The sequence below is a fragment of the Pedobacter aquatilis genome (assembly GCF_032678405.1).
GTDB classification, from domain to species: domain Bacteria; phylum Bacteroidota; class Bacteroidia; order Sphingobacteriales; family Sphingobacteriaceae; genus Pedobacter; species Pedobacter aquatilis_A.
The window spans coordinates 205807-232002 of sequence record NZ_JAVTSJ010000004.1 but is presented as its reverse complement, the minus strand read 5'-3'; the positions used below and the strand labels follow the sequence as shown (position 1 = coordinate 232002).

Sequence of the window (26196 nt, the reverse complement as noted above, 5' to 3'; positions counted from 1 at the left end):
ATATCAGTAAAAAATCGTTACAAATAGCCCAGTTTACAATAGATATCACATTATAATGTGAAAATTGAATTAATAGGTTGTGATCTCTTTATGGTATAAATCAGGAGAACTAATCTTAAAATAAGAAAAATCCAATCTTACAACACCAGTTAAGTAAAGCAATCTCATCAAAGCATGCGGAGATTAATCCTGTGATTCTCCACAAAGCATCCCTTAAACATTTTTCAGTTTCGAACTAAGTGACAATTAAAGTTAGGAAAATACGATAGGAAACAGTTGTTAGGCTAGTCAAGAAATATAAAGAAAAAGCGCTAAGGCAGCGCTCTTTCAAATTAATCTGTATTTTTTGGTTGGCTAAATCGCTTTGTGCACTTTCATCTGCAGTTTCCTTCGCAAATCACCCATTTCGTTTGCAACCTTTTTCTTTTTGACCTTGGCATATATCTGTGTTGTCCTGGTGCTGGTATGACCTAGCATATGTGCTACGCTTTCAATCGAAACCCCGTTTTCCAAGGTAATCGTTGTGGCGAAAGTATGGCGGGCGACATGGAAGGTAAGGTGCTTTTCAATGCCTGCAAGTTCGGCAATCCTTTTTAACGAACGGTTGGTATGCTGGTTGGTCGGACATGGAAAGACGGTAGTCCGGTCATCATGAAGCATATCTTCTTTATAATCCTCAATCAACTGTAGTGCCTCCGGAAGCAAAAGCACATTGAATTTAAGCTCAGTGATGTTCATCGTCTTTTGCCTGACCATTTCCAGCCAGTGGTCTCCATTTAAATCAACCTGTACATCTTTAAGGCTGAACCTGGAAATTTCAATGAACGAGAGACCAGTGTAACAGCTAAAAAGGAACATATCCCTTACGATACGCTCTACGGGGACTATAAGTTCCAATGACCAAAGGACTGCGATCTCTTGGTTATCCAGGCACTCCCTGTCTTTTTTCACAAAACTCCGTTTGTAGTTTACAAATGGGTCGGCAGACATCCAGCCAAGCTTTATCGCCAGCGTGGTGAGTTTCTTGAACCGCTCCATATGCTTCATAACCCCATTGTTGGTACAGGGCTTTTGCCCCCTGTCTGTTTTCTTCTTTCTGAGGTATAAGCCGAATTCGTAGATGAATTTATAATCGATATGCATTAACATTACGTCTTTCTGTTTGCGCTTGCGCATAAACTCATAAAGAAATCGTTTGGTCGAATAATAGTTTTTTAATGTTCCTGGTGAGAGCAACTGCCCAGGACCTTCAAAATGGTAATCGATGAGGTAGGTCAGTGTCTTGTCCACGTCCGAGCCATCAATGCGTGATTTGATCGTTTGCGCAGTGATGGGCTTCTTAAGGTACCTCAATTCATCATAAGCTGCATTGATCTCATTCTGCACCTGCCTGAGCTTGTCCCTCAAAGAAATGATTTCTGGTGAGTTACCGATCAGCTTCTGGTCTCTTTGGTTCCAGAATTTAGGTTCAACCGAGCGTTTTACTGCCAGTCTGACGTACTGACCGTCGACTGTAATGCGCACATAAATCGGAGCTTTGGTTTTTCGGCCATTTTCTTGCTTTAAATAGAAACTGACGGCGAAAGTGTGTTGGGATTGCATAAAATTTCCTCCTGCGTTTTGCACCTATTCTAGCACCTAAAAACAGCAAAAACTGGTGCATAAAAGGTCAAAACCTATTTTTTAAGTAAATGGAAAAATTTTTCCATCTGAGGCCTTTACAAGGATAAAGATAAATTTTAGGTGCTAGAATAGGTGCAAAATAGCTTGATTTCCTTTGTTTTCGATTGCTACCAAAAAAACAACAAAAAACCCTCATAATCAGACGATTAGAGGGTTCTTTGACGGATTTTGCGTCCGAGTACAAGTCGGGGTGGCAGGATTCGAACCTACGACCTCCTGCTCCCAAAGCAGGCGCGATACCGGGCTACGCTACACCCCGAAAGTGGTATCGATCTTTTTTAATATTGCAATTACTGCTGCAATTTTTTGTCGGGGTGGCAGGATTCGAACCTACGACCTCCTGCTCCCAAAGCAGGCGCGATACCGGGCTACGCTACACCCCGAACTTGGTATCTGTTCCCTTTTACAAGGGGTGGCAAAGTAACGGATTTAAAATGATATTTCCCAGTTAAAATTGCCAAATTATTTTGCGGAGAGGGCGGGATTCGAACCCGCGGTACCGTTACCAGTACGACAGTTTAGCAAACTGTTCCTTTCGGCCTCTCAGGCACCTCTCCGTTCCCTCAATTTTTTGTCCTACCGACCTTGTTTTGAGGTCTGCAAATATAGTAAAACAAGTTATTCCACAAAAAAAAATTATAAAACTTGTTGATAATCTATGCGCACATGATAGATACTCATCAGCATCGTCTTGAAAATCAATTTGATAGTTTCTATATCTTTTAATGTTAAATCGCAATTATCTAACTGATTTTGTTCCAATTTGTAGTTAATTATCCGTTCAACCAGGTCATTTATGTTCTGCGCATCGGGATTTTTCAGCGATCTTGACGCTGCTTCTACCGAATCGGCCAACATTAAAACACCAGTTTCCTTGCTAAAAGGTATTGGTCCCGGGTAGCGGAAAATGTTTTCATCAACAAATTTCTCAGGTGAGTTTTTTAAAAAAGACTGGTAAAAATAATCGACCCTGGTATTTCCATGATGTGTTCTGATGAAATCGATAATGGCTTCGGGCATTTGATTTCTCCTTAAAATCTCAATGCCTTTATGGACATGCTGAATAATGATCTGCGCACTTTGTTCATAAGGCAACTTATCATGCGGGCTCACTGCCGTATTTTGATTCTCGATGAAATATTGCGGATTATCTACCTTACCAATATCATGATATAAAGCCCCTGCCCTCACCAGAACTGAATTACCGCCGATTTTAAAGATTGCGGCCTCAGCCAGATTGGCAACCTGTAAAGAGTGCTGAAAGGTGCCTGGCGCTTTAAAAGCCAGCTCGCGTAACAGCTTATTGTTTGTATTGGTAAGCTCGATCAGGGCAACATCAGACGTAATACCAAAAACGCGTTCGAATATATAGATTAGTGGGTACGCTAGTAATGAGAGTAAAACACTAAAAATAAATGGCACAAAATTAACCCATTGGATATCCCTGAACGAGCCTTCGCGGAGTAATGCAATACCAACGAAGGCAACAAAATAAGCCGACAAAATGAAAAGTGCTGAAACCAGAAAGCGTTCCCGTTTTACAAAGTTCTTGATACTAAAGATAGCCACCATACCTGCAGTAACCTGATAAAAAACAAACTCGAAACTGTTCGCTACGAAGAAACCGGCAATCAAAATCACCAGCATGTGCAGGTACAGCGCCAGGCGGGTATCAAATAAAATCCTGATTATGATGGGAACAACACAAAAAGGTATGTAGTACAAACTCGAAATATTCATTTTTAAAGCCCATGTTAAGGCTAAGAGCATTCCCGTAGTTACAATGAGTATTAGTGAAAGCTGACGGTTATCAGAAAAGATATCCCTCCTGAAAAGAAAAAGAAAAGAAATTAATATACTTAAAATAAAGCCTACAAGAATTACCTGGCCTAAATATACCAGTGTCCTGTTACCAATTGTTTTTGTCTGTGCATCGTATGCGGCCTTATAAGATTCGAGTTTTTGATAGATTTCATCGTCGATGACATCATTTTTGGCCACAATCAACTCTCCTTTCTGTACCATCCCTTTTGTGGTTGATACACTGTTTAATGTATTTTCCCTGATTACATCGGTTAATCTTTCATCAAAAATAATATTGGGCGAAATATGCGCTTCGGCTAAATTATCAATCAAATCCTGCATCACCTGATTGGGTGCTTTAAAATTTGCCTTGAAATATTTCAGCGCTGTTTCTGCTGTATAAATATCTTGTGTATTCTTTTCCTTTGAAACATTATTATCCAGCAACGAAAAATCATAATTCTTCCCGGTTAACTGATGTTTAACATTCAAACCAATAATTCCTTTCAGGTATAATTCCTGTAAGATATTGTATGATATCTTTTTGTACAGCGGCTTGTCTTTTTCATCGAGCTGTGCCGAACGCCATTTAATATCAAATTCATTCAGAAACTGCTCAAGTGCGTCAGTTGTACCATCCCTATCTAACCTGTAAACCGGCAGCACATCGCGAAGTGCATCTTTTTTATCGGTACTAACCTGTGGATTTGTTTTCAGGATAGCGAATGGAAAAGGAGAAACCAGGTCTTTGTTCATCCAGACTTTGTTTTTCTCGAACTCGTACCTGAAGCGCGGTTGCTTTGGTAAAAAGAGGGTAATGATGAAGACTGTAAAAATCATCATTACATACTTAAGGTTAGATGAGTATTTACGGTAAAGTATTTTATGGGAATTTTTCTTGATTTTGGCCAAAACAATACATTTATGGTGCAGTCAAAAATAGCATTTTTATCTAATATACATTTTACTGATTTTGTTTGCAATTACCAATTTTTATATTTTACTTTATGATATCAAATTAATATCACTATGTATCAGGAAAAAACAATTAATCCGCCATCAGGCTATTTAACATTCGCATTATTTCTGGCGCTTTTAGGTGCTGCAGTTTTTTGTTTTGTAACCACGCATTTTATATGGGGCGGCTGCATCCTAACCTTTAACTTCTTTCTGGTGCTGCCCGGGCTTATTATTAACAACCCTAATGAATCGAAAGTACTTACCCTTTTCGGCAAATACGTTGGTACCGTAAAGACGGATGGCTTCTTTTGGGTAAATCCCTTAACCAGCAAAAGAAAAGTATCGTTAAGGGCAAACAATTTAAACGGCCAGCAATTAAAGGTTAACGACAAACTCGGTAATCCCATAGAAATTGCTGCTGTGGTGGTATGGAAAGTTAATGAAACGGCTAAGGCTATTTTCTCTGTCGAAAACTACACACAATACGTAAATATACAAAGTGAGGCTGCTGTGAGGCATCTTGCAAACATTTTCCCTTATGACCATGCAGAAGGTGAAGAAACCAGTATTACGTTAAAAGACGGCGCCGAAAAGGTTAGTGAGCTTCTGGAAAACGAATTAAACGAACGATTATCAAGAGCAGGAATTGAGGTGCTTGAAGCCCGGATTTCTCACCTTGCCTATGCTCCGGAAATTGCCAGTGCAATGTTGCAAAGACAGCAGGCAACGGCCGTAATTGCTGCCCGTAAATTAATTGTTGAAGGTGCCGTAGGGATGGTTGAAATGGCCCTGGAAAAATTATCGCAAAAGGGAATCGTTGAGTTAGATGAGGAACGTAAAGCGGCAATGGTTAGTAATTTATTAGTTGTTTTGTGCGGCGATAAACATGTTCAGCCTGTTGTAAATACCGGTACTTTATACAACTAAGCAATGGAATTCGAAGAAAAACAAAACTTGAAGCTTTGGTGGCTCTACATCCTGCTCATTGTTGACACAGTTATCGTATTAAGTATTGTCCTTTTTGATAAGGGCGGCATGAGTTTATCAGACATAGAGAAAGCATATTTTGCACCTTTATGGGCTGTTTTTCTTCCTTTTTTAATTATCTATTTCATCCAGAAAAACACCTTAACCACTACCATAAACTTAAATGGAATTTCTTACCGTTACTTTCCCTTTCAGTTAAAGCCTAAATTAATTGAATGGAAAAACATTGAAAAGGTTTACCTGAATAATTTCGATGCTTTGGGCGATTATGGCGGTTGGGGTGTCCGTTACAGGCTCTGGTTTAAGTTTAATGACAAGGCTTACATCATGAATGATAAGAATAAAGGCTTACAGCTGGAATTTGGAGCAAACAAGAAACTCCTTTTCAGCACAAACAAATTAGCGGAACTGGAGTTGTTCCTTATCAACCTGAAAACAAAGTATAATATACAAGCAATACAATAAAGAATGGCGGAGAAAGATAAAAAAGCTTTTGTATTAAGAATAAGTCCGGCACTATTAAAGGAGATTGAAACCTGGGCGGCTGACGAATTCAGAAGCACTAACGGACAGATAGAGTATTTGTTAAATCAGGCCGTAAAATCACGCAAGAAAGGAAAGGTTAAGGAAGAATAATTGGTGCATTAGTCATTGGTTCATTTGTCATTGGTTCATTAGTTTATTGGTAGCTGCAAACCGGATACTGTAAACTGATTATTCGGTTAACTGGTTAATTGGTTCATTCGTTCAATGATCATTAGTCATTTATTCAATGCTAACTACTAACTAGATACTACTAAGTGATTATTTGGTTAATTGGTTATTTAACGTCATTCATTATTTCACCATCAGGCTAAAACCCTTTATTTATCGTTTATCTAATAGTAAAAATACATAACTTAGCAGCCTAACCAATATTCATAAAATTTAGTATACATGAGAGAAGTTGTAATTGTTTCGGCTGTTAGAACGGCTATTGGAAGTTTTGGCGGTTCATTGGCGCAGTTTTCGGCTACGCAGTTAGGTGGCTTTGCTATAAAGGCAGCTGTTGAAAAAGCCGGCATCAATCCAGACCAGGTTCAGGAAGTTTATATGGGCAATGTGTTATCGGCCAATTTAGGTCAGGCACCTGCTACACAGGCTGCAAAATTTGCCGGATTGCCAGATTTACCTGCAACTACCATAAATAAAGTTTGCGCATCGGGTACAAAAGCAATTATGCTGGCTGCTCAAAGCATTGCCAATGGTGATAATGATATTATTGTAGCTGGTGGAATGGAAAGTATGAGCAACGTTCCATACTATTTAGATAAAGCCAGGAATGGTTACCGCCTGGGCCATGGACAAGTTACAGATGGGCTGGTTAAAGATGGTTTGTGGGATGTTTATAATGATTACCACATGGGATCGGCTGCTGAACTTTGCGCAGCAGACTGCAATATCAGTCGTGAAGCGCAGGATAATTTCGCCATCGAATCTTACAAACGCTCGCAGGCAGCACAAACTGCCGGAAAATTTAAAACAGAAATCGTTGCAATTGAAGTTAAAGACCGTAAAGGGGAAATTACTTTAGTTGATACCGATGATGAGCCGACGGCTGTTAAATTTGATAAAATCCCATCGTTAAAACCTGTATTTAAGAAGGATGGAACGATTACCGCTGCGAATGCCTCCACCTTAAATGATGGTGCTGCTGTTTTGGTATTAATGAGTGCAGAACGTGCAACTGCCCTGGGAATTAAACCCCTGGCTAAAATAGCCGGTTTTGCAGATGCACAGCAAGCGCCTGAATGGTTTACAACGGCACCATCAAAAGCAATTCCACTGGCATTGCATAAAGCTGGTATAGGTATAGATAAGGTAGATTTCTTCGAAATCAATGAAGCTTTTTCAGTGGTATCCCTGGCCAATAATCAATTATTAAATTTAGCAGATAACAAGGTAAATGTAAACGGCGGAGCAGTTTCATTAGGGCATCCGCTGGGTGCATCGGGTGCCAGAATTGTCGTTACCCTTTTATCTGTACTGGAACAAAACAATGGTAAAATAGGTGTAGCCGGCATTTGTAATGGTGGTGGTGGTGCCAGTGCCTTAGTTATCGAGAAATTATAAAAACAGTTAATGAGGGAAATCAGATTTTATATTCTCGTGCTTACGGGGCTATTCAGCGTAAAACTTCATGCACAGCAAACCAGTGCTAAGCTCAATGCTTTTCAGGACACTTTAATTAAAATTGCAGCAAATGTTTACAATGAACAGCAAAGCGATGAAAAAAAGTTCGCTGAAAATGGCAAGTTTGTTAAAACACTGGTTGAAGCCTTAAAAGAGCCTAATTCTTTCAATTATACTTTTGATTCCCTAAAAACCGTATCAATAGTTAAATCTTCAGATCAGGCTTTCAGAATCCTTTCGTGGTATGTTCAGCTGGAGAATGGCACCTACAGGTATTATGGCGCTATACAGATGAACAATAAGGGAAATTTAAAACTTTTCCCGCTGATTGATCAAACGGATAACATCAATGACCTGAATAGCATTACCAATAATCAAAAATGGCTGGGTGCTAAATATTATGAAATTATACCCGTAACCTCTTCAGGAAAACTCCCCTATTATGTGCTTTTAGGATGGAAAGGAAATACAACTGAAACAACTAAAAAGATCGTCGAAATATTATCCTTCGATAAAGACAATGCTATTTTCGGAATGCCGGTATTTGACGGTAAAGAGTTAAAAGGCAAAAACCGTGTAATCTTCGAATATCAAAAACAAAATGCCATGGTTTTAAAAACCGATAAAAATGCGGGCCTGATTGTTTTTGACCACCTCGCTCCTTTTGATCCGGAAATGGTTGGAAAATTCCAGTTTTACGGCTCGGATGGAAATACCGATGCTTTTAAAATTGTGGGTGGCCGCTTAAGGTTACAGGAAAATGTTATCTTAAAAAATGATGCGAGTGCCAGCGATGCACTATATGCCGATCCGGCAAAGAACGTTAAACCAGTAAGAAAATTCTAAAATCCCCATATCGTAACCTCTTCATTACTTTACAGATGAGTTAAAAATTTGTTAGAGTGCGCATGGCTCGCTATATTGCGCCTTGAAATCAACACAAAAACAACACACAAATTTTGAAATCGTAAACTAAAACCAACGAATATTCTATGCAAACAGCAGCTGAAGCACTATCTATAAACCATGATAAAGAATTAGATCTTCATCTTGAAAGCCAGGGAGTTTCTCCTGAAAAATTATTTAGTCACCCCGTTGGCTTATTTGTACTCTTTTTTACTGAAATGTGGGAAAGATTCAGCTATTATGGAATGCGGGCAATCCTGGTTTTATTTCTGGTTAGCGACTTAAGCAAAAATGGCTGGGGATGGCCAAGACCAGAAGCACTTCAGCTTTATGCACTATATACAGGCTTAGCTTATTTCACACCGATTATTGGTGGTTTAATTGCCGACAGATGGACAGGTTACCGGAAGGCAGTAATTATTGGCGCACTGGTAATGACGCTTGGTCATGGCGCCATGGCACTTGAAGCGATCAGCACTAACTTTTTCTATCTTGGCTTACTGCTGTTAATTTTAGGAAACGGCCTTTTTAAACCAAATATTTCATCAATTGTAGGTAAACTATATCCACCTATCAGCGATAAAAAAGACAGTGCCTATGCTATTTTTTATATGGGTATTAATTCGGGTGCATTTATCGGAATGCTAATGTGTGGTTACATTGGTGAAAAAGTTGGATGGCACTACGGATTCGGTTTGGCAGGTATATTTATGTTGTTCGGAATGTTACAATTTTATTTCGGGCAAAAAATATTCGGTGTAATTGGTGCGGCGGTTAATAAAGCTGAAAAGATTGAAAAAGCTGATCCAACGGCCGAGGTTGTGTCGCCAATAGTTAGAAAACAAAGATTATGGGTAGTGGGTATTTTCTCTATTTTCACCATTTTCTTCTGGATGGTTTTTGAACAGGCAGGTGGCTCTATGACTATTTTTGCCAAAGACTATACTTTAAGAAACTTAACTGGCGGTGCAGCTACAACGTTTAAATGGATTGATAGTATATTAACGATATTTCCTTTGGTGGCGGTTACTTTTGTATTATTTAACCTTGCAACAAAGATTTTTAAAAAATACCCTGTTACCATTTTATTTACAGCATTAAGCTTCATAATTATCTGGGGATTAGCCATCTGGAAGGTAACAAGAGAGTTCAGTGCTTTAACTACCGAAGTTCCGGCTTCATGGTTCAGTGTATTAAACTCTTTCTTTATCGTATCGCTTGCCCCTATTTTTTCTAAAATCTGGGAGACCAAATTAAACCCTGGTGGACCGGTAAAATTTGGTATCGGCCTTATTCTTGTTGGCGTAGGCTTTGCGGGCTTAGCTTATGGTGGTTCAAACATCCCTCAAGGTGCATCAGCAGCTCAGGTAAGCATGTTTTGGTTAATTTTTGCGTATTTTTTCCATACCGTTGGCGAATTATGTGTTTCACCGGTAGGACTTTCATACGTAAGTAAGCTAGCTCCGGCAAACCTTGTAGGTTTAATGTTCGGGTTCTGGTTTACCTGTACGGCTATAGGAAATTACCTCGCTGGTGCTACAGGTTCATTAATCGATAAAATCAGTTCGCAGTATTCAATATCTATATTTTTCTTAATCTTTACCGGAATTCCAATAATTGCAGGCTTAATTATGCTTGCTTTAAATCCTGTGCTTAAAAAATGGATGCATGGTGTTCATTAATACTTTATAAATTCAGATTTTTAAAAGCCCGATATTTTCGGGCTTTTGGCTTTTAATTATTATTCATGAGTGAAATACAAACTTTAGACGAGATTCAAAATTTTGAGGGTAAATATCCAAAGCAACTTTGGCACCTATCATTAGTTGAAATGTGGGAACGCTTCTGTTTTTACGGAATGCGTGGGGTACTGGCTTTTTTTATGGTGGATCAGTTACACCTTTCTGATCAGAAGTCAAACCTGCAATATGGGGCTATACAGGCTTTTGTTTATGCATTTACCTTTATCGGTGGTATTTTTGCCGATAAGATTTTAGGGTTCAGAAAATCACTTTTCTGGGGTGGCTCTTTAATGATTATTGGCAACCTGATCCTGGCTTTCTCTCCTCAGGATTTATTTTATGTAGGGATTACTTTGTCAATTATCGGCACAGGTTTTTTCAAACCCAATATCTCATCAATGGTTGGCGAACTTTACCATGAGAAAGATAACCGAAGAGACGCCGGTTACGGTTTATTTTACGCAGGCATAAACGTTGGTGGCCTGTTAGGTGGGGCAATGTGTATTTACCTGGGTAAATATGTGTCGTGGCACCTGTGTTTTCTTTCTGCGGCAATGGTTATGATGTTTGGTTTAGGCACATTTATTTTTACGAAAAAATTCCTGGGACCAATCGGTAGTTCTCCATTGTTACATTTAGGAAAATCTAAACAAAAAACTTACGAAATAGCCACTTATATTGGTTCTTTGCTATGCATACCATTAATTTTCATCATGGTAAGAAATACTTCTTATACAGATTATTTCATGTATACCATTGGCGTTGCGGCATTGATCTATTTCTTTTACGAAATGTTTACCATTAAAGAAATAAAGAACAGGTATAAGCTGCTTGCTGCTTTCATATTTATATCATGTTATTTTGTATTTATGGCCATTTCAGAACAAAGTGGCGGCTCACTTTCATTATTCGCTAAAGATAACCTGAATCACAATCTCTTATTCTTTTCGATAGATCCGAACGTGATAAATAACAGCGTTAACTCATTCTTTGTGATTGTTTTTAGCCCCCTGGTTGGCTTGTTATGGATTGGGATGCACCGAAAGAAAATTGAACCCAATACGGTAATAAAGTTTGGTTTAGGTTTTGTTTTATTGGCGATAAGTTTCTATGTTTTTTATGCTACAAGATTTTTCGCCAATGAGCAAGGCATAAGCTCATTAAATATATTCACGCTGGCCTATTTATTACTTACCCTTGGCGAGCTTTGTATTGGCCCGATCGGCATGTCGATCATTACAAAACTATCGCCTAAAAGAATGTTTGGCATGATGATGGGCATGTGGTTTCTGTTTAGTGCCTTTGGCCAGCTTGCTGCCGGAAAATTAGGAGCTGAAATGTCGAGCATGGAAAATGCTTCATTGATGACCAAACTTAACTCCTATACCGAAGGTTATAAATCACTTGCTTTATACTCGCTTATTGCCGGGATATTTCTGATTGTATTTTCACAGCTGATTAAAAAATTAATGCAGGAAGTTAAGTAAAAACATTTTTAACTCATTTTAACCCGTATCAGAACTGATTGATACGGGTTTTTTCATATTAAATATTTACTTTCGTGCCTTCTTGGCGAGAGCATTAAAAATTAAATCAAACAAAGCGTGTCAGATAGTTTAGTTATCATACCAACTTACAATGAAAAGGAAAATATTGAAAAAATTATCCGAAAGGTATTTTCTTTAACCCAGCCTTTTCATGTTTTAATTATTGATGATGGTTCTCCTGATGGCACTGCGGATATTGTAAAATCATTACAGGATGAATATGCAGGTCATTTATTTATCCAGGAACGTGCCGGCAAGCAAGGTTTAGGTACTGCATATATTTTTGGCTTTAAATGGGCTATCGAAAAGAAATATGATTACATTTTCGAAATGGATGCCGATTTCTCCCATAATCCTGATGATTTAATCCGTTTAAGGGAAGCTTGTGTAAACGGAGCAGATGTTGCTGTGGGTTCCAGGTATGTGAAAGGTGTAAATGTGGTAAACTGGCCAATGGGCAGGGTTTTAATGTCGTATTTTGCTTCGATGTATGTGAGGATTATCACCCGGATTAATATTCAGGATGCCACTGCCGGTTTTAAATGTTACCGAAGAATTGTGCTTGAAACCATTCCATTAAATAAAATTAAGTTTGTTGGTTACGCCTTTCAAATTGAAATGAAATTTACAGCAATTAAATTTGGTTTTAACGTTGTTGAAGTACCGATTATTTTTACAGATAGAACCGAAGGAACTTCTAAAATGAGTACCAGAATTTTCAGGGAAGCCTTTATTGGAGTAATACAAATGAAAGTTTGGAGTTGGTTTAGAAGTTATAAACGATAATTATTTATCTTTCCTGCTTTCTCTAATCATTGTTCCGTAATCCTGCTGTTTATCCATAGCCCTTACCGTCATTACTAAACGTTTGGTTCGGGTGGCTTCTGTTTTAGCCTCATTGATCCATTTGATGAAGTAATTCTGATGTGATTTAGATTGTTTTAAAAAGTGATTTATCAAATGCTCTTCTTCTGACAAACAGATTTCCAGATCTTCGGGCATTTCGATTTTAAAGTCTTTATCTTCTTCCAGGTAAACAGCTACATTTGCTCCGGCTTCCTTTCTTAGCTTCTTTCTTAATTCACTTCTAAGTGCAATAATGAAATCACCATCTCCCATGGGTGTGGTTGCCATTCCGCTGATCACCACTTCATCTATTTTTCCCTTTACCCTGAAAGAAACCTTACACCCTGGTTTTATTTTATCGGCAATTGCATTTGGAATAAAAATATAACTCCAACCTGTTTTATCGCCCATTTTTTCAAACCGTTCTATTTCAACTTTAAAGTGAATCATAGGTTAAAGATAAAATATACGGGGAACAATATGCAATTAGTAATGACCAATTAATCAGTTTACAGTAGCCAGTTTGCAATTACCAATGACCAATAATAGTTTGCAGTAGCTAGTTTGCAGTTACTATTGAACAAATGACGAATGAACTAATGACCAATAGTCAATGAGGAGATTGCTTCGTACCTCGCAATGACGACTTGTGGAAACCAATGAACGAATGAACAATAAGCAGTTGCCAATAAAGAGATTGCCGCGTCGTCCCTTCTCGCAATGACGACTTGTGGAATCAAATGACGAGTGAACCAATGTTTAATACCCAACCTTGTGCATTTTAATTAACCGCCACCGGGTTCATGTGGATATCCAGTTTGGCAAACTTTAATACTTCAATACTCTGAAAACCAAAATCTTCAACAACTTTACCTAAAATTAAATAACAGCCTTTGCCTTTAAAAGGATATATGGGGGTTGTATTGGGGAAGTGTGTGGTATCAAAAAAATCTCCGTTATTATCTAAAAAAGTACCGAACCACATTTTAGTATTTTTAATGGTATGTACGGTTTTTTCGCATACATAGTTGCCAACCATTTTTATCGTTTGGCCTACATGTTTATGTAAATCGGCTGCCATTATATCGCCACGGTAATTTGTTTTCAGGAAATCGAACATATTGAAGTTTAAGGGAAAACCAAGTAGCTCGAGTTCGGTATAAGCATCTTCAATTTTAGAGCTTTCCAGCACCGGCAAATGGTAAGTTTTCTGTTCTATATTAAATAATTCAGCATGGTTTATTTTTTTCTGCTTGTGCCCGAGATAAGTATAAATGTCCCATAATAAGGTTTTCTTATCCTTGCCGGTAAAGCGCAATGCGCCTAAGCGGATTAATAAAATTGCCTGTTCCAGTGTAATCTGTGTTCTTTTTACAAATTGTTCTAAATTGAGGTAATTACCGTTCCTTTTTCTTTCATCAGGAATAAGTTCGATAAACTTATTTTCTAATCCCTGCACGCCGATAAATCCTAAGTAAGCGTCGTTATCTTTAATATTTACAACAGCGTCACTATGGTTTACACAAGGCAGATGCACCTTTGCCCCTGTTTTCTGAAGTTCGTGTACATAAACCCAGCGGGTATAAAAGCCGCCATAATTGTTTAACACCGCTACCATAAACTCTTTGGGATAATAGGTTTTAAGGAATAAACTTTGATAACTTTCTACCGCAAACGAAGCAGAATGTGCCTTGGAAAAGCTATAGCCAGCAAAGGATGAAATCTGTCGCCAAACTTCTTTGACTAGCTCTTCCGAATGCCCCTGTGCTTTTGCGGATAGAAAAAATTTATTTACCAGTTCATCAAAAGCAAGTTTAGAACGATATTTACCGCTCATGGCTTTGCGTAAGATATCTGAATCGGCCAAATCCAGTCCTGCAAAATAGTGGCATACTTTAATTACGTCTTCCTGGTAAACCATTACACCATAGGTTTCTTTTAGCTGTTCCTTCATCTCCTCGCATAGGTATTCAACTTTATCGGGCGCATGGTAACGCTCAATAAACGCTTTCATCATTCCTGAGCTGGCAACTCCCGGACGTATGATGGAACTCGCCGCGACCAGTGTCAGGTAGTCTTCGCATTTAAGTTTTTTAAGTAATTGGCGCATTGCCGGCGATTCTATGTAAAAACAACCAATCGGCTGTCCTTCTTTTAAAATACGGTTGAGTTGATCATCCTCTTTAAATGTTTTAAAATCGTGGATATCAACCTGCTTTCCTTTATTTTCTTCAATCAACCGAACGGCTTCCCTGATATGACCTATACCCCGCTGGCTCAAAATATCAAATTTTTCATAACCAATAAGTTCTGCCTCATACATATCCCATTGTACCGTTGGATAACCCTTCGGAGGCATATCTAAAGCAGTATAATAGGTAATCGGTTCTTCAGATATTAAAATACCACCGGCATGAATAGAACGTTGATTAGGCATTGAAGCCATCTCCCGATGTACCTTTTTTATCTTCTGAAAAACAGGATTTTTCAAATTTATCCATTCTTTGGTCGGGTCGCTAAAGCTATCTATTTCATCTTTCGCCAGACCTAAAACTTTCCCTATTTCGAGGATGATTGCCCTGTCTTTAAAAGTACTCATGGTACCTAAGAAAGCAACGTGTCCTTTGGGGTATTTATTGAAGATATACTGCTGAATGGTTTCCCGTTCATCCCAGGAAAAATCTATATCAAAATCAGGCGGACTGGTTCTCTTTTCGTGTAAAAACCGTTCAAAATATAAGTCGAGATCAATTGGATCAACATCCGTAATCCTTAAGCAATACGCAACAATACTATTGGCACCTGAGCCCCGCCCTACGTGGTAAAACTTGCATTTTCCCATCGCATACCTTACTATATCGAAAGTGATTAAAAAGTAAGCCGAATACTTTTTAAAAGTGATGATCCTCAATTCTTTCTCTAGCCTTTCCAGGGCAATTGTATGGTCTTTTCCGTAACGGTACTCGAGCCCTTTCAGTGCCAATCTCCTCAACAGCAACATATCTGTTTCTTCTCCACCTCTGGTATAGTGAAACTTATTTTTGGATTGCGGTTTTAGTTCAAAATATTCAGATAAGTCGCAGGCTTCCAATAATTCCAGGGTATTTTGTATTATGAAAGGATAATTCTCGAAATAAGCCTTTAACTTCTCTTCGGGAATTAATGTTTCGTTATTTGAGCATTTAAATTCATCGGGAACTTTAGTTAAAAGTGTGTTTAGATCGATTGCCCGCATATATTCGTGTAACCGGTATGACACCTTATCTGCAACAGTTACCGGATGCCAAACGACCAGTTTATGTTTTTGCCTGAGCAACTGGTGTTTATAGAGTTGGGTTAATTGAGTATGTCGAATCCCAACAAATTCATTTTCGGCCAGAACATAGGTAGATTCTCTTATAAATGGATAGATTATAAATACATTTTTGAATTTCGGAGCCTGATCTGGCAGTGGAATATTATGAATGTTGTGAAGGCTCAAAAACTCGTTAAGCTCCCTCATTCCTTCCTTATTTTTCGCAATTCCAAAATAAAGCAGAAGGTTATCTTTTCTGAATTCTATCCCTGCAAGAGGCTTCAGCAGATAAGGCGTATTTCCTTTCTGTACCTCATCTGCTGCTTTGTAAAAACTTTGGTTTATGCAGGTCCTGATAAACTCAACAGCACCGGTTGAGTTATTGATATCGGTTAATACAAGCTGATGGATATTTAAGCTACGTGCCTGGGCTATGATGCTATTAATATCCATTACACCGTATTTTAAGCTATATGAAGAGTGAACATTCAGAAACATGTTAGCTATCGGTTAATTTGTTTGCCTGCGAAACATCAGAATTAATAAAAGTCCTGATTCTGGATTTTTTTCTTTCTTCGTCTTTAGCTTTTATTCGTCGTGGATTATATTTGATAATCTTACCGTTTTCGTCTTTTTCAGGTTGTTTTACGATACAGGCTTTTACAACCGATTCTACACCGTAGTTTTTTCGAACTTTATCCATTGCCTGGTATAAATCATATTCCTCTTCGGAAGTATGATAGAGACCTATCTGCTCAAAGCCGCTAACCAAATGAGATAATTTTACGCCGATCAACCGAAGCATCATGCGTTTGCTGTAAACTTTTTTGAATAAATCATGTGCTTTAGTTATTAAAAAGGAATCTAAAGCGGTATAAGGAATACGGGCCTGCTGTGTTACGGTTTCGAAATTAGCATAACGGATGGTTACCGTTATACAAGCGGTTAATTTCTGCTGGCTGCGAAGATCGAAAGTGAGGTTCGTAACCATTCCGGTTAATATCGCTTTCATTTTATTGATATCCATGCTATCGTTTTCGAAGGTAGTTTGCGTGCCTATTGATTTCCTTTCGCGATAAGGCACTACGGGCGATAAATCAATTCCATTTGCCTTTTGCCACAAATTAATACCATGGTCGCCTAATATCTTGTACATCAACTCCTGAGGAATCTGGGCTAGTGTTTCAATCTTCCTTACGCCCATTTCACTAAGTTTTTTATAAGTTGCATTACCGATGCCTGGAATTTTATGAACAGATAAAGGATTTAAAAACGGTCTGACCTGAGGAAAAGGGATTTCTAATTCGCCGTTTGGTTTACATTCGTTTGTAACTACTTTAGCTACTGTTTTGTTAACAGATAAACCAAAAGAAATCGGCAGACCTGTTTCCCTCATAATCGTTTGCCGTAATTCAGAAGCAAACTTCATACAGCCGAAAAACTTATCCATTCCCGTCATATCAATATAGTGCTCATCAATACTTGCCTTTTCGAACAAAGGAACCCGCTGTGCTATAATTTCGGTAATATCATGAGATGCTTTTGAGTATTCTTCCAGGTTTCCTTTAACAAAAACAGCTTCAGGGCAAAGCAATTTCGCCATCCTGCCCGGCATCGCAGCGTGTACTCCAAATTTCCGGGCTTCATAACTACAGGAAGTTACCACTCCCCGATCAGAACTTCCCCCAACGATAACAGGCTTTCCAATAAGCTTAGGGTTTTTCTTCAGTTCTACGGATACAAAAAAAGCATCCTGATCCATATGAATAATACTTTTCTCTTGCATAGCCATTCTTATGAGTAAGCAAATTTATACTAATAAAATTAGTAATTATATTTTAAAAGAAAGATTATTACTAACAAAATACTAACATTTTTAGTTTTAAAATTCTAAAACCTTTAGTATTTACTGATGTTTAAGCAAAATATGACATTATTAATTTTAAACTTTTGCTCATGAAAAACGACAAGAAACCAGATAGCCAGCAAAAATCATCAGGTACATCTAAAGAAAAAGCAAGTTTTGATCAGAATGGTAAAGGCGCTTCAGAAAAATACGGACAAGCCGGCACTACACCGAATGAATCGGGAGAAGAAGGTATCGGAACGACCAATAAACATAGGAAATAAAAAAGGAGCTGCTTTGGGCAACTCCTCATATATTTTGGCTTATAAAATATTACTTCTCGTAAATACTCATTTTTTCGGCCAGTTCTATAATACTTTTAATTTTAAGCTTTTGAAAAAGTCTTAATTTATAAGTGCTAACTGTTCCCATTTGCAGGTTTAGCTGATTTGAAATTTCCAGTACACCAATACCTTTGGTTAACAACTCGGCTACCTCGAGTTCTCTTCCTGATAGTTTGGTAAAAGGATTATCAGCATCATTTCCTAAAATGCTGTTAAACATATTTTCTTTTACGTTTCGGCTTGAGTACCTGCTTCCGGCTAAAATTGTGGTAATGGCCGTAACAATTTCAGATTCTTCAGCATTTTTAGTTAAATAACCAGAAGCGCCTGATTTTAAATAAGGAACTGCATAAATATTTTCATTTAACGATGAAAACACCAGGATTTTTGCATTTGGCTGTACAAGTTTTAACTGATCAATTACTTTTAAGTTATTACCTCCAGGTAGATTTACATCTATGATAATTAAGCTTGGAGATTTCTCAGTTTCGACTAATGCTTCTTCCATAGTAGAAGCATTTAAAAGCTGAACGCCAGCCCAATAATCTGATATTAAGCTCTTTAATCCCCTTCGGATGATTTCGTGATCATCTGCAATAAGGACTGAAAAAGTGCTTACCGTAGTTTTTGTTTTCATTGTTTGGATATATAGGATGAATTATGTGTTGATTAGTTATAACAATAGAGTAGGTTTAGACTTTTACAAATGGCTTCTTAGTTTCTTCAGTTTGTATTTGTAAATGTACATAATTTATCAATTATGTTTAGATCAATAATCATAATTCAGTATTAATCCTAAAAAAGTATTTGACAAATGTCATCAAAACACTAATGAGCAGTTTGGCATTTGTAAAAAATGGCGAATGAACTGAAACAATAAAAGAATTGTGATCAGAAAAACGGTGTTATCATACAGGAAATATAGTTTTAATCAGATCTTAGCCCGAATCCTACTTAAAGTTTCCAGCCGAATGGCCAGAAAAGAAGCGATGTATTTTAAAGAAACCCTGTTTATTAAATCAGGAAATGAGAGTAAAAATCTCTTATATCTTTTTTCAGCGGAAGAAATGCGGCATAAGTAAGCCCTTTCTTCAGCTGAACGGTAATAGAGTTCCATCATTTTTCTGCCAACGATATTTGCTTCAGGAAAGTTTTCGTACAGGTATTCTGTTAAAGCATGTGGAATGGCAATTAACTCAACATCTTCCAAAGCCTGCAAATACTCTTCAGAATCGTTTTGCAACCACAAGTTCCGGATTGTACCAACTATCTCCCCTTCTTTAGCAATCCATGTTGTAATTTCATTCTTACCATCTTTTATATATCCTCTAACAACCCCTTTAACAATTAAAAAAAGAAATTTATTTTTATCAACCGGTGAAATAATAAATTTATTTTTTTTGAAACCTATCGGAAAAGTATGTTGATTGATGCGTTCCTCTATCTCTTCATTTAGCGGATGAAAATTTCTAAATACCGAAATTAAGGGAGAGGCATTATTATATTTCCTCCACCTATCATCATCAGATGAGTTAACTGCAATCATATAACTAGATTAGGGAGTGGTATAAACTGATTTTTTATGAGAAAAATTATGATGTAAGTATACCAAGATAGATTGTAAAAAAGAAGCGTATTAATACTTTTATTCAACTAACCATTACATTAATTTTTCTACCCCCAAACCAAAAAGAGCAAAATCATACTTAACAGGATCAGCAAAATCAAATGCTTTTAAATTCTGTGTAAGTTCGGTAGCGGTAAACCAATCTGTTTGCTTACGTTGAATTAAACCTAATAGTCGCCCTACACGATCTACATGCACATCGCAAGGACAGATTAAATCAGACGGTTTAATAATATTCCAGACACCAAAATCTACGCCTTTATTGTCATTACGAACCATCCAGCGTAAAAACATATTTAATCTTTTACAGGTAGATTTTTGTTTTGGCGATGAGATATGTTTTTTGGTACGATGGGGAAAATCTTCTAGCGAAAAAAAGTAGCTTCTAAAGTGGTTTAATGACTGTTCTATAGTAAAATTCAGCTGAGGCGAAAAGCAGGTTCCATCAGAAAACTGCGTATCAGTAAAGCCAGGAGCAGATGTTAAATAATCGGATAAAAACACATCCTGATTAGGAACAAATGCATATTCAAGACTATCGTACTTCGTATAGTGAGACCTGAAGAATTCGATAAAATACAGTAAATCGGTATCGTTAAATGTTCGGTGCTTAAAGTTTAATAGTTGCTTTAATTCATTATCGCTATGCCCAAGAATAAAATCATAGGGTGCGTCATCCATCCGGCCCAGCAATTCTTTACATTTGTTTATAATAGTTTTTCGTTGTCCCCAGGCCAAAACTGCAGCAAAAAAACCGGCAATTTCTATGTCTTGTTTTTGCGTAAATAAATGAGGAATACAAATGGGGTCGTTCGGGATGAAATCAGGTTGATTATACTGCTCAACCTTTGCATCAAGAAAATTTTTAAGTTCTAAAAAATCCATTGGTATAATAAAAAATAATCCGGCAGTGCAAATAGTTAAACTATTTAAACTACCGGATTTTTTTATGTTAATTATTTTATTTTAAAGCGTTTTCCAGGTCTTCAAGTAAATCATCTACATCTTCCACACCAACACTTAGGCGTAGTAAATTATCGGTAACACCAACCTTTTCGCGTTCTTCTTTAGGGATTGAACCATGTGTCATTGTTGCAGGATGGTTAATTAAAGACTCTACACCACCTAAGGATTCAGCAAGTGTAAACACCTTAAAATTAGATGAGATCCTAAAAGTTTCCTGCAAATCGGCTCCCTTCAAAGTAATTGAAATCATACCGCCAAAACCACGCATCTGTTTTTTCGCTATATCGTGATTTGGATGATCTTCGAAACCAGGCCAGTAAATTTTATCAACCTTAGGATGATTCTTCAGGTAATGAGCAATTTTTTCACCGTTCTCACAATGCGCTTTCATGCGTAAGTGCAGGGTTTTTATCCCTCTTAAAACCAGGAAAGCATCCTGAGGACCCGGCGTTGCGCCACAGGCATTATATACAAACCAAAGTTCTTTATACAGGGCTTCATTGTTAGTAACAAGTGCTCCCATAACCACATCAGAATGACCTCCAATATATTTGGTTACCGAATGCATTACAATATCAGCACCTAAATCGATCGGATTTTGCAAATATGGCGATGCAAAAGTATTATCAACAGTTAAAATAAGATTCTTTTCTTTTGTAATCTTCGCTACGCCAGCTATATCAATAATCTGCATGGTTGGATTGGTTGGTGTTTCTATCCATACCAGTTTTGTTTTATCATTGATATAAGGAAGCATGTTTTCAGGCTTCGATAAATCTAAAAAATGAAACTTGATACCATATTTTGTGAAAATTTTAGTAAAAATCCGGTATGAACCACCGTACAAATCGTTTCCGGTAATCACCTCATCGCCTGGCTGTAATAATTTCAAAACGGCATCGGTTGCCCCCATTCCACTTGAAAAAGCTAAACCATATTTAGCGTTTTCCAAGGCAGCAAGGCAATCTTCCAGCGCCTTACGCGTAGGGTTTGTTCCTCTTGAATATTCATAACCCTTATTATCTCCCGGCGATTTTTGCCAGTAAGTTGATGTTTGATAAATGGGTGTCATTACGGCACCAGTTGTTGGATCAGGTTCCTGACCTGCATGTATAGCTTTTGTTGCGAATTTCATTTTTTTAGTATCAAGTATCAAGATATTAGCATCAAGATGTTAGTATTAAGATAAGATTTTGAATATCTGTTACATCCTCCATTTTACCTTTTCTATTTTCCATCTAATTAATATGCCCTTGCAAATAACACACGTTGCGTTGAAGGCTTGCCTGAGTAAATACAAACACCATCTTCAAGCTTATTGTCTAAGGGAATACAACGGATTGTAGCTTTTGTTTCCTCTTTAATTTTTTGTTCAGTTTCAGGAGTTCCATCCCAATGTGCCGAGATAAAGCCAGCTTTACCATCAAGAAGTGTTTTAAATTCTTCGTAACTGTTCGCTTCGGTAATATGCTCATCACGATAAGCCAGGGCTTTATCAAACATTGCCTGCTGGATTTCTTCCAATAACTTGGCGATGTAAATATCCAAACCTTCTTGCGGAACAGTTTGCTTGGTTTTGGTATCCCTGCGGGCAATTTCTACTGTTTTATTTTCAATATCACGTCCTCCGATTGCGATACGAACAGGAACGCCCTTCATTTCGTAATCAGCAAATTTAAAACCAGGGCGTTGCGTATCCCTGTCATCATACTTAACTGATATACCGAAACCTTTTAAACGCATACTAAGTTCGTTTACATAGGCAGTTATTTTAGCCAAATCCTCGTCATTTTTATAGATAGGAACAATTACAACCTGAACTGGTGCCAGTTTTGGCGGAAGCACCAATCCTGAATCATCACTATGTGCCATGATTAGTGCGCCCATTAAACGTGTTGAAACGCCCCATGAAGTAGCCCAAACATGATCTAACTTACCATCTTTACCTGTAAACTTAACATCGAAGGCCTTTGCAAAGTTTTGTCCTAAAAAGTGTGAGGTACCTGCCTGCAATGCTTTTCCATCCTGCATTAGGGCTTCAATACAGTAGGTATCCAAAGCGCCCGCAAATCTTTCATTAGGTGATTTACGTCCCCTTACAACAGGTACTGCCAACCAGTTTTCAACAAAATCAGCATAAATATGAAGCATACGTTCAGTTTCTTCTATAGCCTCTTCAGATGTGGCATGAGCGGTGTGACCCTCTTGCCATAAAAATTCTGCGGTGCGCAGAAACAACCTGGTACGCATTTCCCATCGAACCACATTTGCCCATTGATTAATTAAAATCGGCAAATCGCGATAAGACTGAATCCATCCCTTGTAGGTATTCCAGATAATTGTTTCGGAAGTTGGGCGAACAATCAGTTCTTCTTCAAGTTTTGCAGCTTCATCTACCACAATATTTCCGTTACCATCGTTTTTTAGACGATAGTGTGTCACAACGGCACACTCTGTTGCAAAGCCTTCAACGTGAGAAGCTTCCTTAGAAAAAAATGACTTAGGGATGAACAAAGGGAAATAAGCATTCTGGTGCCCGGTATCTTTAAACATTTTATCCAATACGGCCTGCATTTTTTCCCATATTGCATAGCCATTAGGCTTAATAACCATACATCCACGTACTGCAGAGTGTTCTGCTAAATCGGCTTTAATTACGATATCGTTGTACCATTGGGAGTAATCTGCTTCTCGGCTTGTAATTTCTTTGCTCATGTTATGTATTTGGAACGTAAATTGTATGTTAAATAATGTGAAATTTAGCCACAAATTTATAAATTTATGCCTACAAAACGATTATCAACTGAAAGCATTAATTTTATAAACGCTAAACTTTCATTTTCGGGATTCAAAATATCCTATTTATTTTTTTGACACACACAACTAAATATAAACACAATGAAACCAATTAAATTTTTACCCATTGTAATGATTGCGGCCGCCGGGTTGGTTGCATCATGCTCTACATCAAAATTGGCTCAGAACAATTCTGGTGATGACGTGTACAATACCGTGGCAAAGGCCAGGGCGGTTGAATACGTTGCACCTGCGCCTCAGCAACAACAACAATATGCTCAGGGCGATCAGGAATACGACGAATATTACGGAACAAGTAACCCATATTACGATATGGACTACTCTTCACGTATTAACCGCTTCTATAATGGAAGTAGTTTTAGAGGATATTATGACCCTTATTATGACAATTATTACTATGGCAACAGTTATGGTAGTGGATTTGGTTATAATAGTTATGGTTTTAACAATTATTTAGGATATGGTTTAAACTGGAGTAATGGTTTTGGTTTAGGCGGCTGGGGTGGTTATTATGGTTATGGCAGTATGTGGAATAACCCATACAACTATGGTTATTTCGGATATAATCCGTACTGGTATTCAGGTGGTTTCGGACTTTGGGGACCATACTCTTATTATGATCGCTTCGGATGGGGAGGTGGATTTTATGGCGGTGGTTATGGTTACGGAGGTGGCTACTATGGTGGCGGCGTTTACACTAACAGCAATAACAGATCAAGACCTAACCGTGATGGAGATAACCGTGGTGCCTATGGTGCAAACGGTTCAAGAACAGCGCCTATAAGTGGAAATTATGGAAGACCAGTAATTTCAACTAATAATTCGGGCAGACCAGAAAGGTATTCAAACGGCAACAATGGTTCAACGGTTAATCGTCCGACCAACGTAAGCTCAAGACCATCGCGTGATGATAGTTTCAGGCCACAGACGCAACAAACACAACCGCAAACTTTCAGCAGACCTGAGCGTAGCAGCTATAGCCCTCCTCCACAGTCATCAGGAAGCAGCGGTGGCGGTTCTAGTTCTGGAGGCGGCGGCGGTGGTGGCGGCGGCGGCAGACCAACAAGAGGTGGAGGAAGATAATTAGCACATACACACATTCTATAACATGAAACTAAGATCAATATTTATTGTGGCAGGAATAGTTCTTGCCAGCAATTCTTTATATGCCCAATACACAAGCGATGTGCTACGTTTTTCTCAACCAGAATTAGGTGCAACAGCGAGATTTAGAGGTTTAGGTGGAGCTCAAACTGCTTTAGGTGGTGATATCAGCTCGCTATCGGGGAATCCTGCCGGCTTAGGATTTTTCACTAAATCTGAATTCACTTTTACACCAGAATTCAATAACGCTAAAGTTGGCTCAGAATATCTGGGTAACAATTTATCTGACAAAAAAAGTAAAGCAGGTATAAATCAGGTAGGTGTTGTTTTTTATTCTCCAATAAATAAACCCAAAGGTTCTGATTTAGATAATGGTTGGGTAAGTTTAAACTTTGGTATCGGCTATAATAAAACCAACAATTTTAATTCTACAATTACTTATGCCGGAAGAAACACTAAAAGCTCGATGGCTGATTACTTTGCTAATTTAGCGGGTACTACGCCTACTGGCAGCCTCGCTTCTGGTTCATTGGAGAAAATGGCTTATGATAATTATTTAATTGAGTATGATCCGGCTGGATATTTTCCGACAACAGCGTTAAATAACAATCAACAAAATTCAATTATCAGGTCTGGTTCACAATCTGAAGTAAATATTGGGATGGCTGGAAATTATGGTAACAAATTATATTTAGGATTGTCGTTAGGTTTAACAAATATTAATTATACCTCAGATTTAGCATACACTGAAACAGGAAGTAATTTAACATATGCTGGTCAACCAACAGACTTTGTTAATGGCACATACAGGTTAAATTATAATTCGATCCAGCAAACCAAAGGAAATGGTATAAATGCTAAAATCGGTTTGATTTACAAACCTGTTAACGAGTTTAGGTTAGGTTTAAGTTTCATTACACCTACCTGGTATAGCTTAACAGATAATTATTCTGAAAACTTAAATACAGCTTATAAAAGAGCAAATGGCACGACCATTCCGGAATATACAAACCCTCTGTCAACCTATAATTCAGAATATAATTTAAGGTCTCCTTACAGGGTTAATGGTGGAGCTGCATATATTTTTGGTAACAGCGGGTTAATTACTGCTGATGTTGAGTATGTTGATTACAGCAGTATCCATTTTTCTTCTGCATATGCGAGTGAAGAAACTAATACCAACCGCGACATTGCTGCACTTTATAAAGGAAACTTTAATTACAGAGCTGGGGTAGAATTAAAAGTTGTAAATAATTTCATGGTACGCGGTGGCTATTCTTATTCAGGTTCTCCGTATAAAAACCTTGATTTTACAACTCAGGCTTACAGCGGAGGTTTAGGTTATCGTTTTGACAATTATTATTTAGATGTAACTTACAGACATACCAAATGGGATTCTACTAATTCACCTTACACAATTTCATCTGATTATCCTGATTATAGCTTTACAGGTGCAGGCCCTACAGCGAACCTTAAAAACTCTGTAGATAATGTTTTTTTAACTTTTGGAGTAAGATTCTAATAAAGCATTGATATCAAACTAAAAGTCCC

21 protein-coding genes and 3 tRNA genes are annotated in these 26196 nt (G+C 37.8%); 11 read left to right on the top strand and 13 right to left on the bottom strand.

Going from position 1 to position 26196, the window contains the following annotated elements:
- Positions 1-354 precede the first annotated feature (354 nt).
- The 5 genes from R2R71_RS12560 to R2R71_RS12540 form a co-directional block, all read right to left on the bottom strand.
- Complete coding sequence (locus R2R71_RS12560; RefSeq protein ID WP_316831616.1) at positions 355-1602, bottom strand: site-specific integrase; 1248 nt, start codon at positions 1600-1602, stop codon at positions 355-357.
- A 266-nt stretch (positions 1603-1868) separates the two neighbouring features.
- Positions 1869-1942: transfer RNA gene (locus tag R2R71_RS12555), tRNA-Pro, on the bottom strand.
- 50 nt (positions 1943-1992) lie between these two features.
- A tRNA-Pro gene (locus R2R71_RS12550) sits at positions 1993-2066 on the bottom strand.
- Between the two features lie 87 nt (positions 2067-2153).
- Positions 2154-2240, bottom strand: a tRNA-Ser gene (locus R2R71_RS12545).
- A gap of 79 nt (positions 2241-2319) precedes the next feature.
- The gene (locus tag R2R71_RS12540) at positions 2320-4326 is read right to left on the bottom strand and encodes an HDIG domain-containing metalloprotein (protein ID WP_316831858.1); all 2007 of its coding nucleotides are present in this window, start codon (positions 4324-4326) and stop codon (positions 2320-2322) included.
- 189 nt (positions 4327-4515) lie between these two features.
- On the opposite strand from R2R71_RS12540, the gene R2R71_RS12535 reads away from it, so the two are divergent.
- From R2R71_RS12535 to R2R71_RS12500, 8 genes are all read left to right on the top strand, one after another.
- Positions 4516-5373, top strand: a complete 858-nt coding sequence (locus R2R71_RS12535; protein ID WP_316831615.1) for an SPFH domain-containing protein — start codon at positions 4516-4518, stop codon at positions 5371-5373.
- A 3-nt stretch (positions 5374-5376) separates the two neighbouring features.
- Positions 5377-5898 (top strand): hypothetical protein, encoded by a 522-nt coding sequence (locus R2R71_RS12530; RefSeq protein ID WP_316831614.1) that lies wholly within the window; start codon positions 5377-5379, stop codon positions 5896-5898.
- Between the two features lie 3 nt (positions 5899-5901).
- The gene (locus R2R71_RS12525) at positions 5902-6069 is read left to right on the top strand and encodes an Arc family DNA binding domain-containing protein (protein WP_316831613.1); all 168 of its coding nucleotides are present in this window, start codon (positions 5902-5904) and stop codon (positions 6067-6069) included.
- 300 nt (positions 6070-6369) lie between these two features.
- Positions 6370-7545, top strand: coding sequence for an acetyl-CoA C-acyltransferase (locus R2R71_RS12520; RefSeq protein WP_316831612.1), 1176 nt, complete (start codon positions 6370-6372; stop codon positions 7543-7545).
- Positions 7546-7554: 9 nt separating this feature from the next.
- Positions 7555-8451 carry a hypothetical protein gene (locus tag R2R71_RS12515; RefSeq protein ID WP_316831611.1) on the top strand — a complete coding sequence of 299 codons (897 nt, stop codon included), beginning with the start codon at positions 7555-7557 and terminating at the stop codon, positions 8449-8451.
- A gap of 146 nt (positions 8452-8597) precedes the next feature.
- Positions 8598-10193, top strand: coding sequence for a peptide MFS transporter (locus R2R71_RS12510; RefSeq protein WP_316831610.1), 1596 nt, complete (start codon positions 8598-8600; stop codon positions 10191-10193).
- A 65-nt stretch (positions 10194-10258) separates the two neighbouring features.
- On the top strand, positions 10259-11740 hold the full coding sequence (locus tag R2R71_RS12505; protein ID WP_316831609.1) for a peptide MFS transporter: 1482 nt from the start codon (positions 10259-10261) through the stop codon (positions 11738-11740).
- Between the two features lie 117 nt (positions 11741-11857).
- Complete coding sequence (locus tag R2R71_RS12500) at positions 11858-12586, top strand: polyprenol monophosphomannose synthase (protein ID WP_316831608.1); 729 nt, start codon at positions 11858-11860, stop codon at positions 12584-12586.
- Here the strand turns inward: R2R71_RS12500 and R2R71_RS12495 are convergent, their stop codons facing one another.
- From R2R71_RS12495 to dinB, 3 genes are all read right to left on the bottom strand, one after another.
- On the bottom strand, positions 12587-13096 hold the full coding sequence (locus R2R71_RS12495; RefSeq protein ID WP_316831607.1) for a YdeI/OmpD-associated family protein: 510 nt from the start codon (positions 13094-13096) through the stop codon (positions 12587-12589). It lies immediately after the preceding gene.
- 331 nt (positions 13097-13427) lie between these two features.
- Positions 13428-16439: a DNA polymerase III subunit alpha gene (gene dnaE, locus R2R71_RS12490; RefSeq protein ID WP_316831606.1), complete on the bottom strand. Its 3012-nt coding sequence runs from the start codon at positions 16437-16439 to the stop codon at positions 13428-13430.
- Position 16440: 1 nt separating this feature from the next.
- The gene (dinB, locus tag R2R71_RS12485) at positions 16441-17727 is read right to left on the bottom strand and encodes a DNA polymerase IV (RefSeq protein WP_316831605.1); all 1287 of its coding nucleotides are present in this window, start codon (positions 17725-17727) and stop codon (positions 16441-16443) included.
- Between the two features lie 170 nt (positions 17728-17897).
- Between dinB and R2R71_RS12480 the strand changes: the two genes are divergently transcribed.
- The gene (locus R2R71_RS12480; protein WP_316831604.1) at positions 17898-18071 is read left to right on the top strand and encodes a hypothetical protein; all 174 of its coding nucleotides are present in this window, start codon (positions 17898-17900) and stop codon (positions 18069-18071) included.
- 49 nt (positions 18072-18120) lie between these two features.
- Here R2R71_RS12480 and R2R71_RS12475 read toward each other — a convergent pair whose 3' ends face one another.
- The 5 genes from R2R71_RS12475 to proS all read right to left on the bottom strand — a co-directional run bounded on the left by R2R71_RS12475 (position 18121) and on the right by proS (position 23439).
- Positions 18121-18768 carry a response regulator transcription factor gene (locus R2R71_RS12475; protein WP_316831603.1) on the bottom strand — a complete coding sequence of 216 codons (648 nt, stop codon included), beginning with the start codon at positions 18766-18768 and terminating at the stop codon, positions 18121-18123.
- Positions 18769-19062: 294 nt separating this feature from the next.
- Positions 19063-19677: a Crp/Fnr family transcriptional regulator gene (locus R2R71_RS12470; protein WP_316831602.1), complete on the bottom strand. Its 615-nt coding sequence runs from the start codon at positions 19675-19677 to the stop codon at positions 19063-19065.
- Positions 19678-19791: 114 nt separating this feature from the next.
- Positions 19792-20643: a TIGR02757 family protein gene (locus R2R71_RS12465; protein ID WP_316831601.1), complete on the bottom strand. Its 852-nt coding sequence runs from the start codon at positions 20641-20643 to the stop codon at positions 19792-19794.
- 76 nt (positions 20644-20719) lie between these two features.
- Positions 20720-21859: a cystathionine gamma-synthase gene (locus R2R71_RS12460; RefSeq protein ID WP_316831600.1), complete on the bottom strand. Its 1140-nt coding sequence runs from the start codon at positions 21857-21859 to the stop codon at positions 20720-20722.
- 107 nt (positions 21860-21966) lie between these two features.
- Positions 21967-23439 carry a proline--tRNA ligase gene (gene proS, locus R2R71_RS12455; RefSeq protein ID WP_316831599.1) on the bottom strand — a complete coding sequence of 491 codons (1473 nt, stop codon included), beginning with the start codon at positions 23437-23439 and terminating at the stop codon, positions 21967-21969.
- A 183-nt stretch (positions 23440-23622) separates the two neighbouring features.
- Here proS and R2R71_RS12450 point away from each other — a divergent pair, with 183 nt between their 5' ends.
- Both R2R71_RS12450 and R2R71_RS12445 read left to right on the top strand, forming a co-directional pair.
- The gene (locus R2R71_RS12450) at positions 23623-24624 is read left to right on the top strand and encodes a hypothetical protein (protein ID WP_316831598.1); all 1002 of its coding nucleotides are present in this window, start codon (positions 23623-23625) and stop codon (positions 24622-24624) included.
- Positions 24625-24649: 25 nt separating this feature from the next.
- Positions 24650-26167, top strand: a complete 1518-nt coding sequence (locus tag R2R71_RS12445; protein WP_316831597.1) for a hypothetical protein — start codon at positions 24650-24652, stop codon at positions 26165-26167.
- The last annotated feature ends 29 nt before the right edge of the window (positions 26168-26196 follow it).

What these genes read in the sequence shown, in the direction of transcription:
- R2R71_RS12560 (WP_316831616.1), bottom strand. Translation starts at nt 1,602, where the DNA reads ATGCAATCCCAACACACTTTCGCCGTCAGTTTCTATTTAAAGCAAGAA.
- R2R71_RS12540 (WP_316831858.1), bottom strand. Translation starts at nt 4,326, where the DNA reads ATGATTTTTACAGTCTTCATCATTACCCTCTTTTTACCAAAGCAACCG.
- R2R71_RS12535 (WP_316831615.1), top strand. Translation starts at nt 4,516, where the DNA reads ATGTATCAGGAAAAAACAATTAATCCGCCATCAGGCTATTTAACATTC.
- R2R71_RS12530 (WP_316831614.1), top strand. Translation starts at nt 5,377, where the DNA reads ATGGAATTCGAAGAAAAACAAAACTTGAAGCTTTGGTGGCTCTACATC.
- R2R71_RS12525 (WP_316831613.1), top strand. Translation starts at nt 5,902, where the DNA reads ATGGCGGAGAAAGATAAAAAAGCTTTTGTATTAAGAATAAGTCCGGCA.
- R2R71_RS12520 (WP_316831612.1), top strand. Translation starts at nt 6,370, where the DNA reads ATGAGAGAAGTTGTAATTGTTTCGGCTGTTAGAACGGCTATTGGAAGT.
- R2R71_RS12515 (WP_316831611.1), top strand. Translation starts at nt 7,555, where the DNA reads ATGAGGGAAATCAGATTTTATATTCTCGTGCTTACGGGGCTATTCAGC.
- R2R71_RS12510 (WP_316831610.1), top strand. Translation starts at nt 8,598, where the DNA reads ATGCAAACAGCAGCTGAAGCACTATCTATAAACCATGATAAAGAATTA.
- R2R71_RS12505 (WP_316831609.1), top strand. Translation starts at nt 10,259, where the DNA reads ATGAGTGAAATACAAACTTTAGACGAGATTCAAAATTTTGAGGGTAAA.
- R2R71_RS12495 (WP_316831607.1), bottom strand. Translation starts at nt 13,096, where the DNA reads ATGATTCACTTTAAAGTTGAAATAGAACGGTTTGAAAAAATGGGCGAT.
- dnaE (WP_316831606.1), bottom strand. Translation starts at nt 16,439, where the DNA reads ATGTTTCTGAATGTTCACTCTTCATATAGCTTAAAATACGGTGTAATG.
- dinB (WP_316831605.1), bottom strand. Translation starts at nt 17,727, where the DNA reads ATGCAAGAGAAAAGTATTATTCATATGGATCAGGATGCTTTTTTTGTA.
- R2R71_RS12480 (WP_316831604.1), top strand. Translation starts at nt 17,898, where the DNA reads ATGAAAAACGACAAGAAACCAGATAGCCAGCAAAAATCATCAGGTACA.
- R2R71_RS12475 (WP_316831603.1), bottom strand. Translation starts at nt 18,768, where the DNA reads ATGAAAACAAAAACTACGGTAAGCACTTTTTCAGTCCTTATTGCAGAT.
- R2R71_RS12470 (WP_316831602.1), bottom strand. Translation starts at nt 19,677, where the DNA reads ATGATTGCAGTTAACTCATCTGATGATGATAGGTGGAGGAAATATAAT.
- R2R71_RS12465 (WP_316831601.1), bottom strand. Translation starts at nt 20,643, where the DNA reads ATGGATTTTTTAGAACTTAAAAATTTTCTTGATGCAAAGGTTGAGCAG.
- R2R71_RS12460 (WP_316831600.1), bottom strand. Translation starts at nt 21,859, where the DNA reads ATGAAATTCGCAACAAAAGCTATACATGCAGGTCAGGAACCTGATCCA.
- proS (WP_316831599.1), bottom strand. Translation starts at nt 23,439, where the DNA reads ATGAGCAAAGAAATTACAAGCCGAGAAGCAGATTACTCCCAATGGTAC.
- R2R71_RS12450 (WP_316831598.1), top strand. Translation starts at nt 23,623, where the DNA reads ATGAAACCAATTAAATTTTTACCCATTGTAATGATTGCGGCCGCCGGG.
- R2R71_RS12445 (WP_316831597.1), top strand. Translation starts at nt 24,650, where the DNA reads ATGAAACTAAGATCAATATTTATTGTGGCAGGAATAGTTCTTGCCAGC.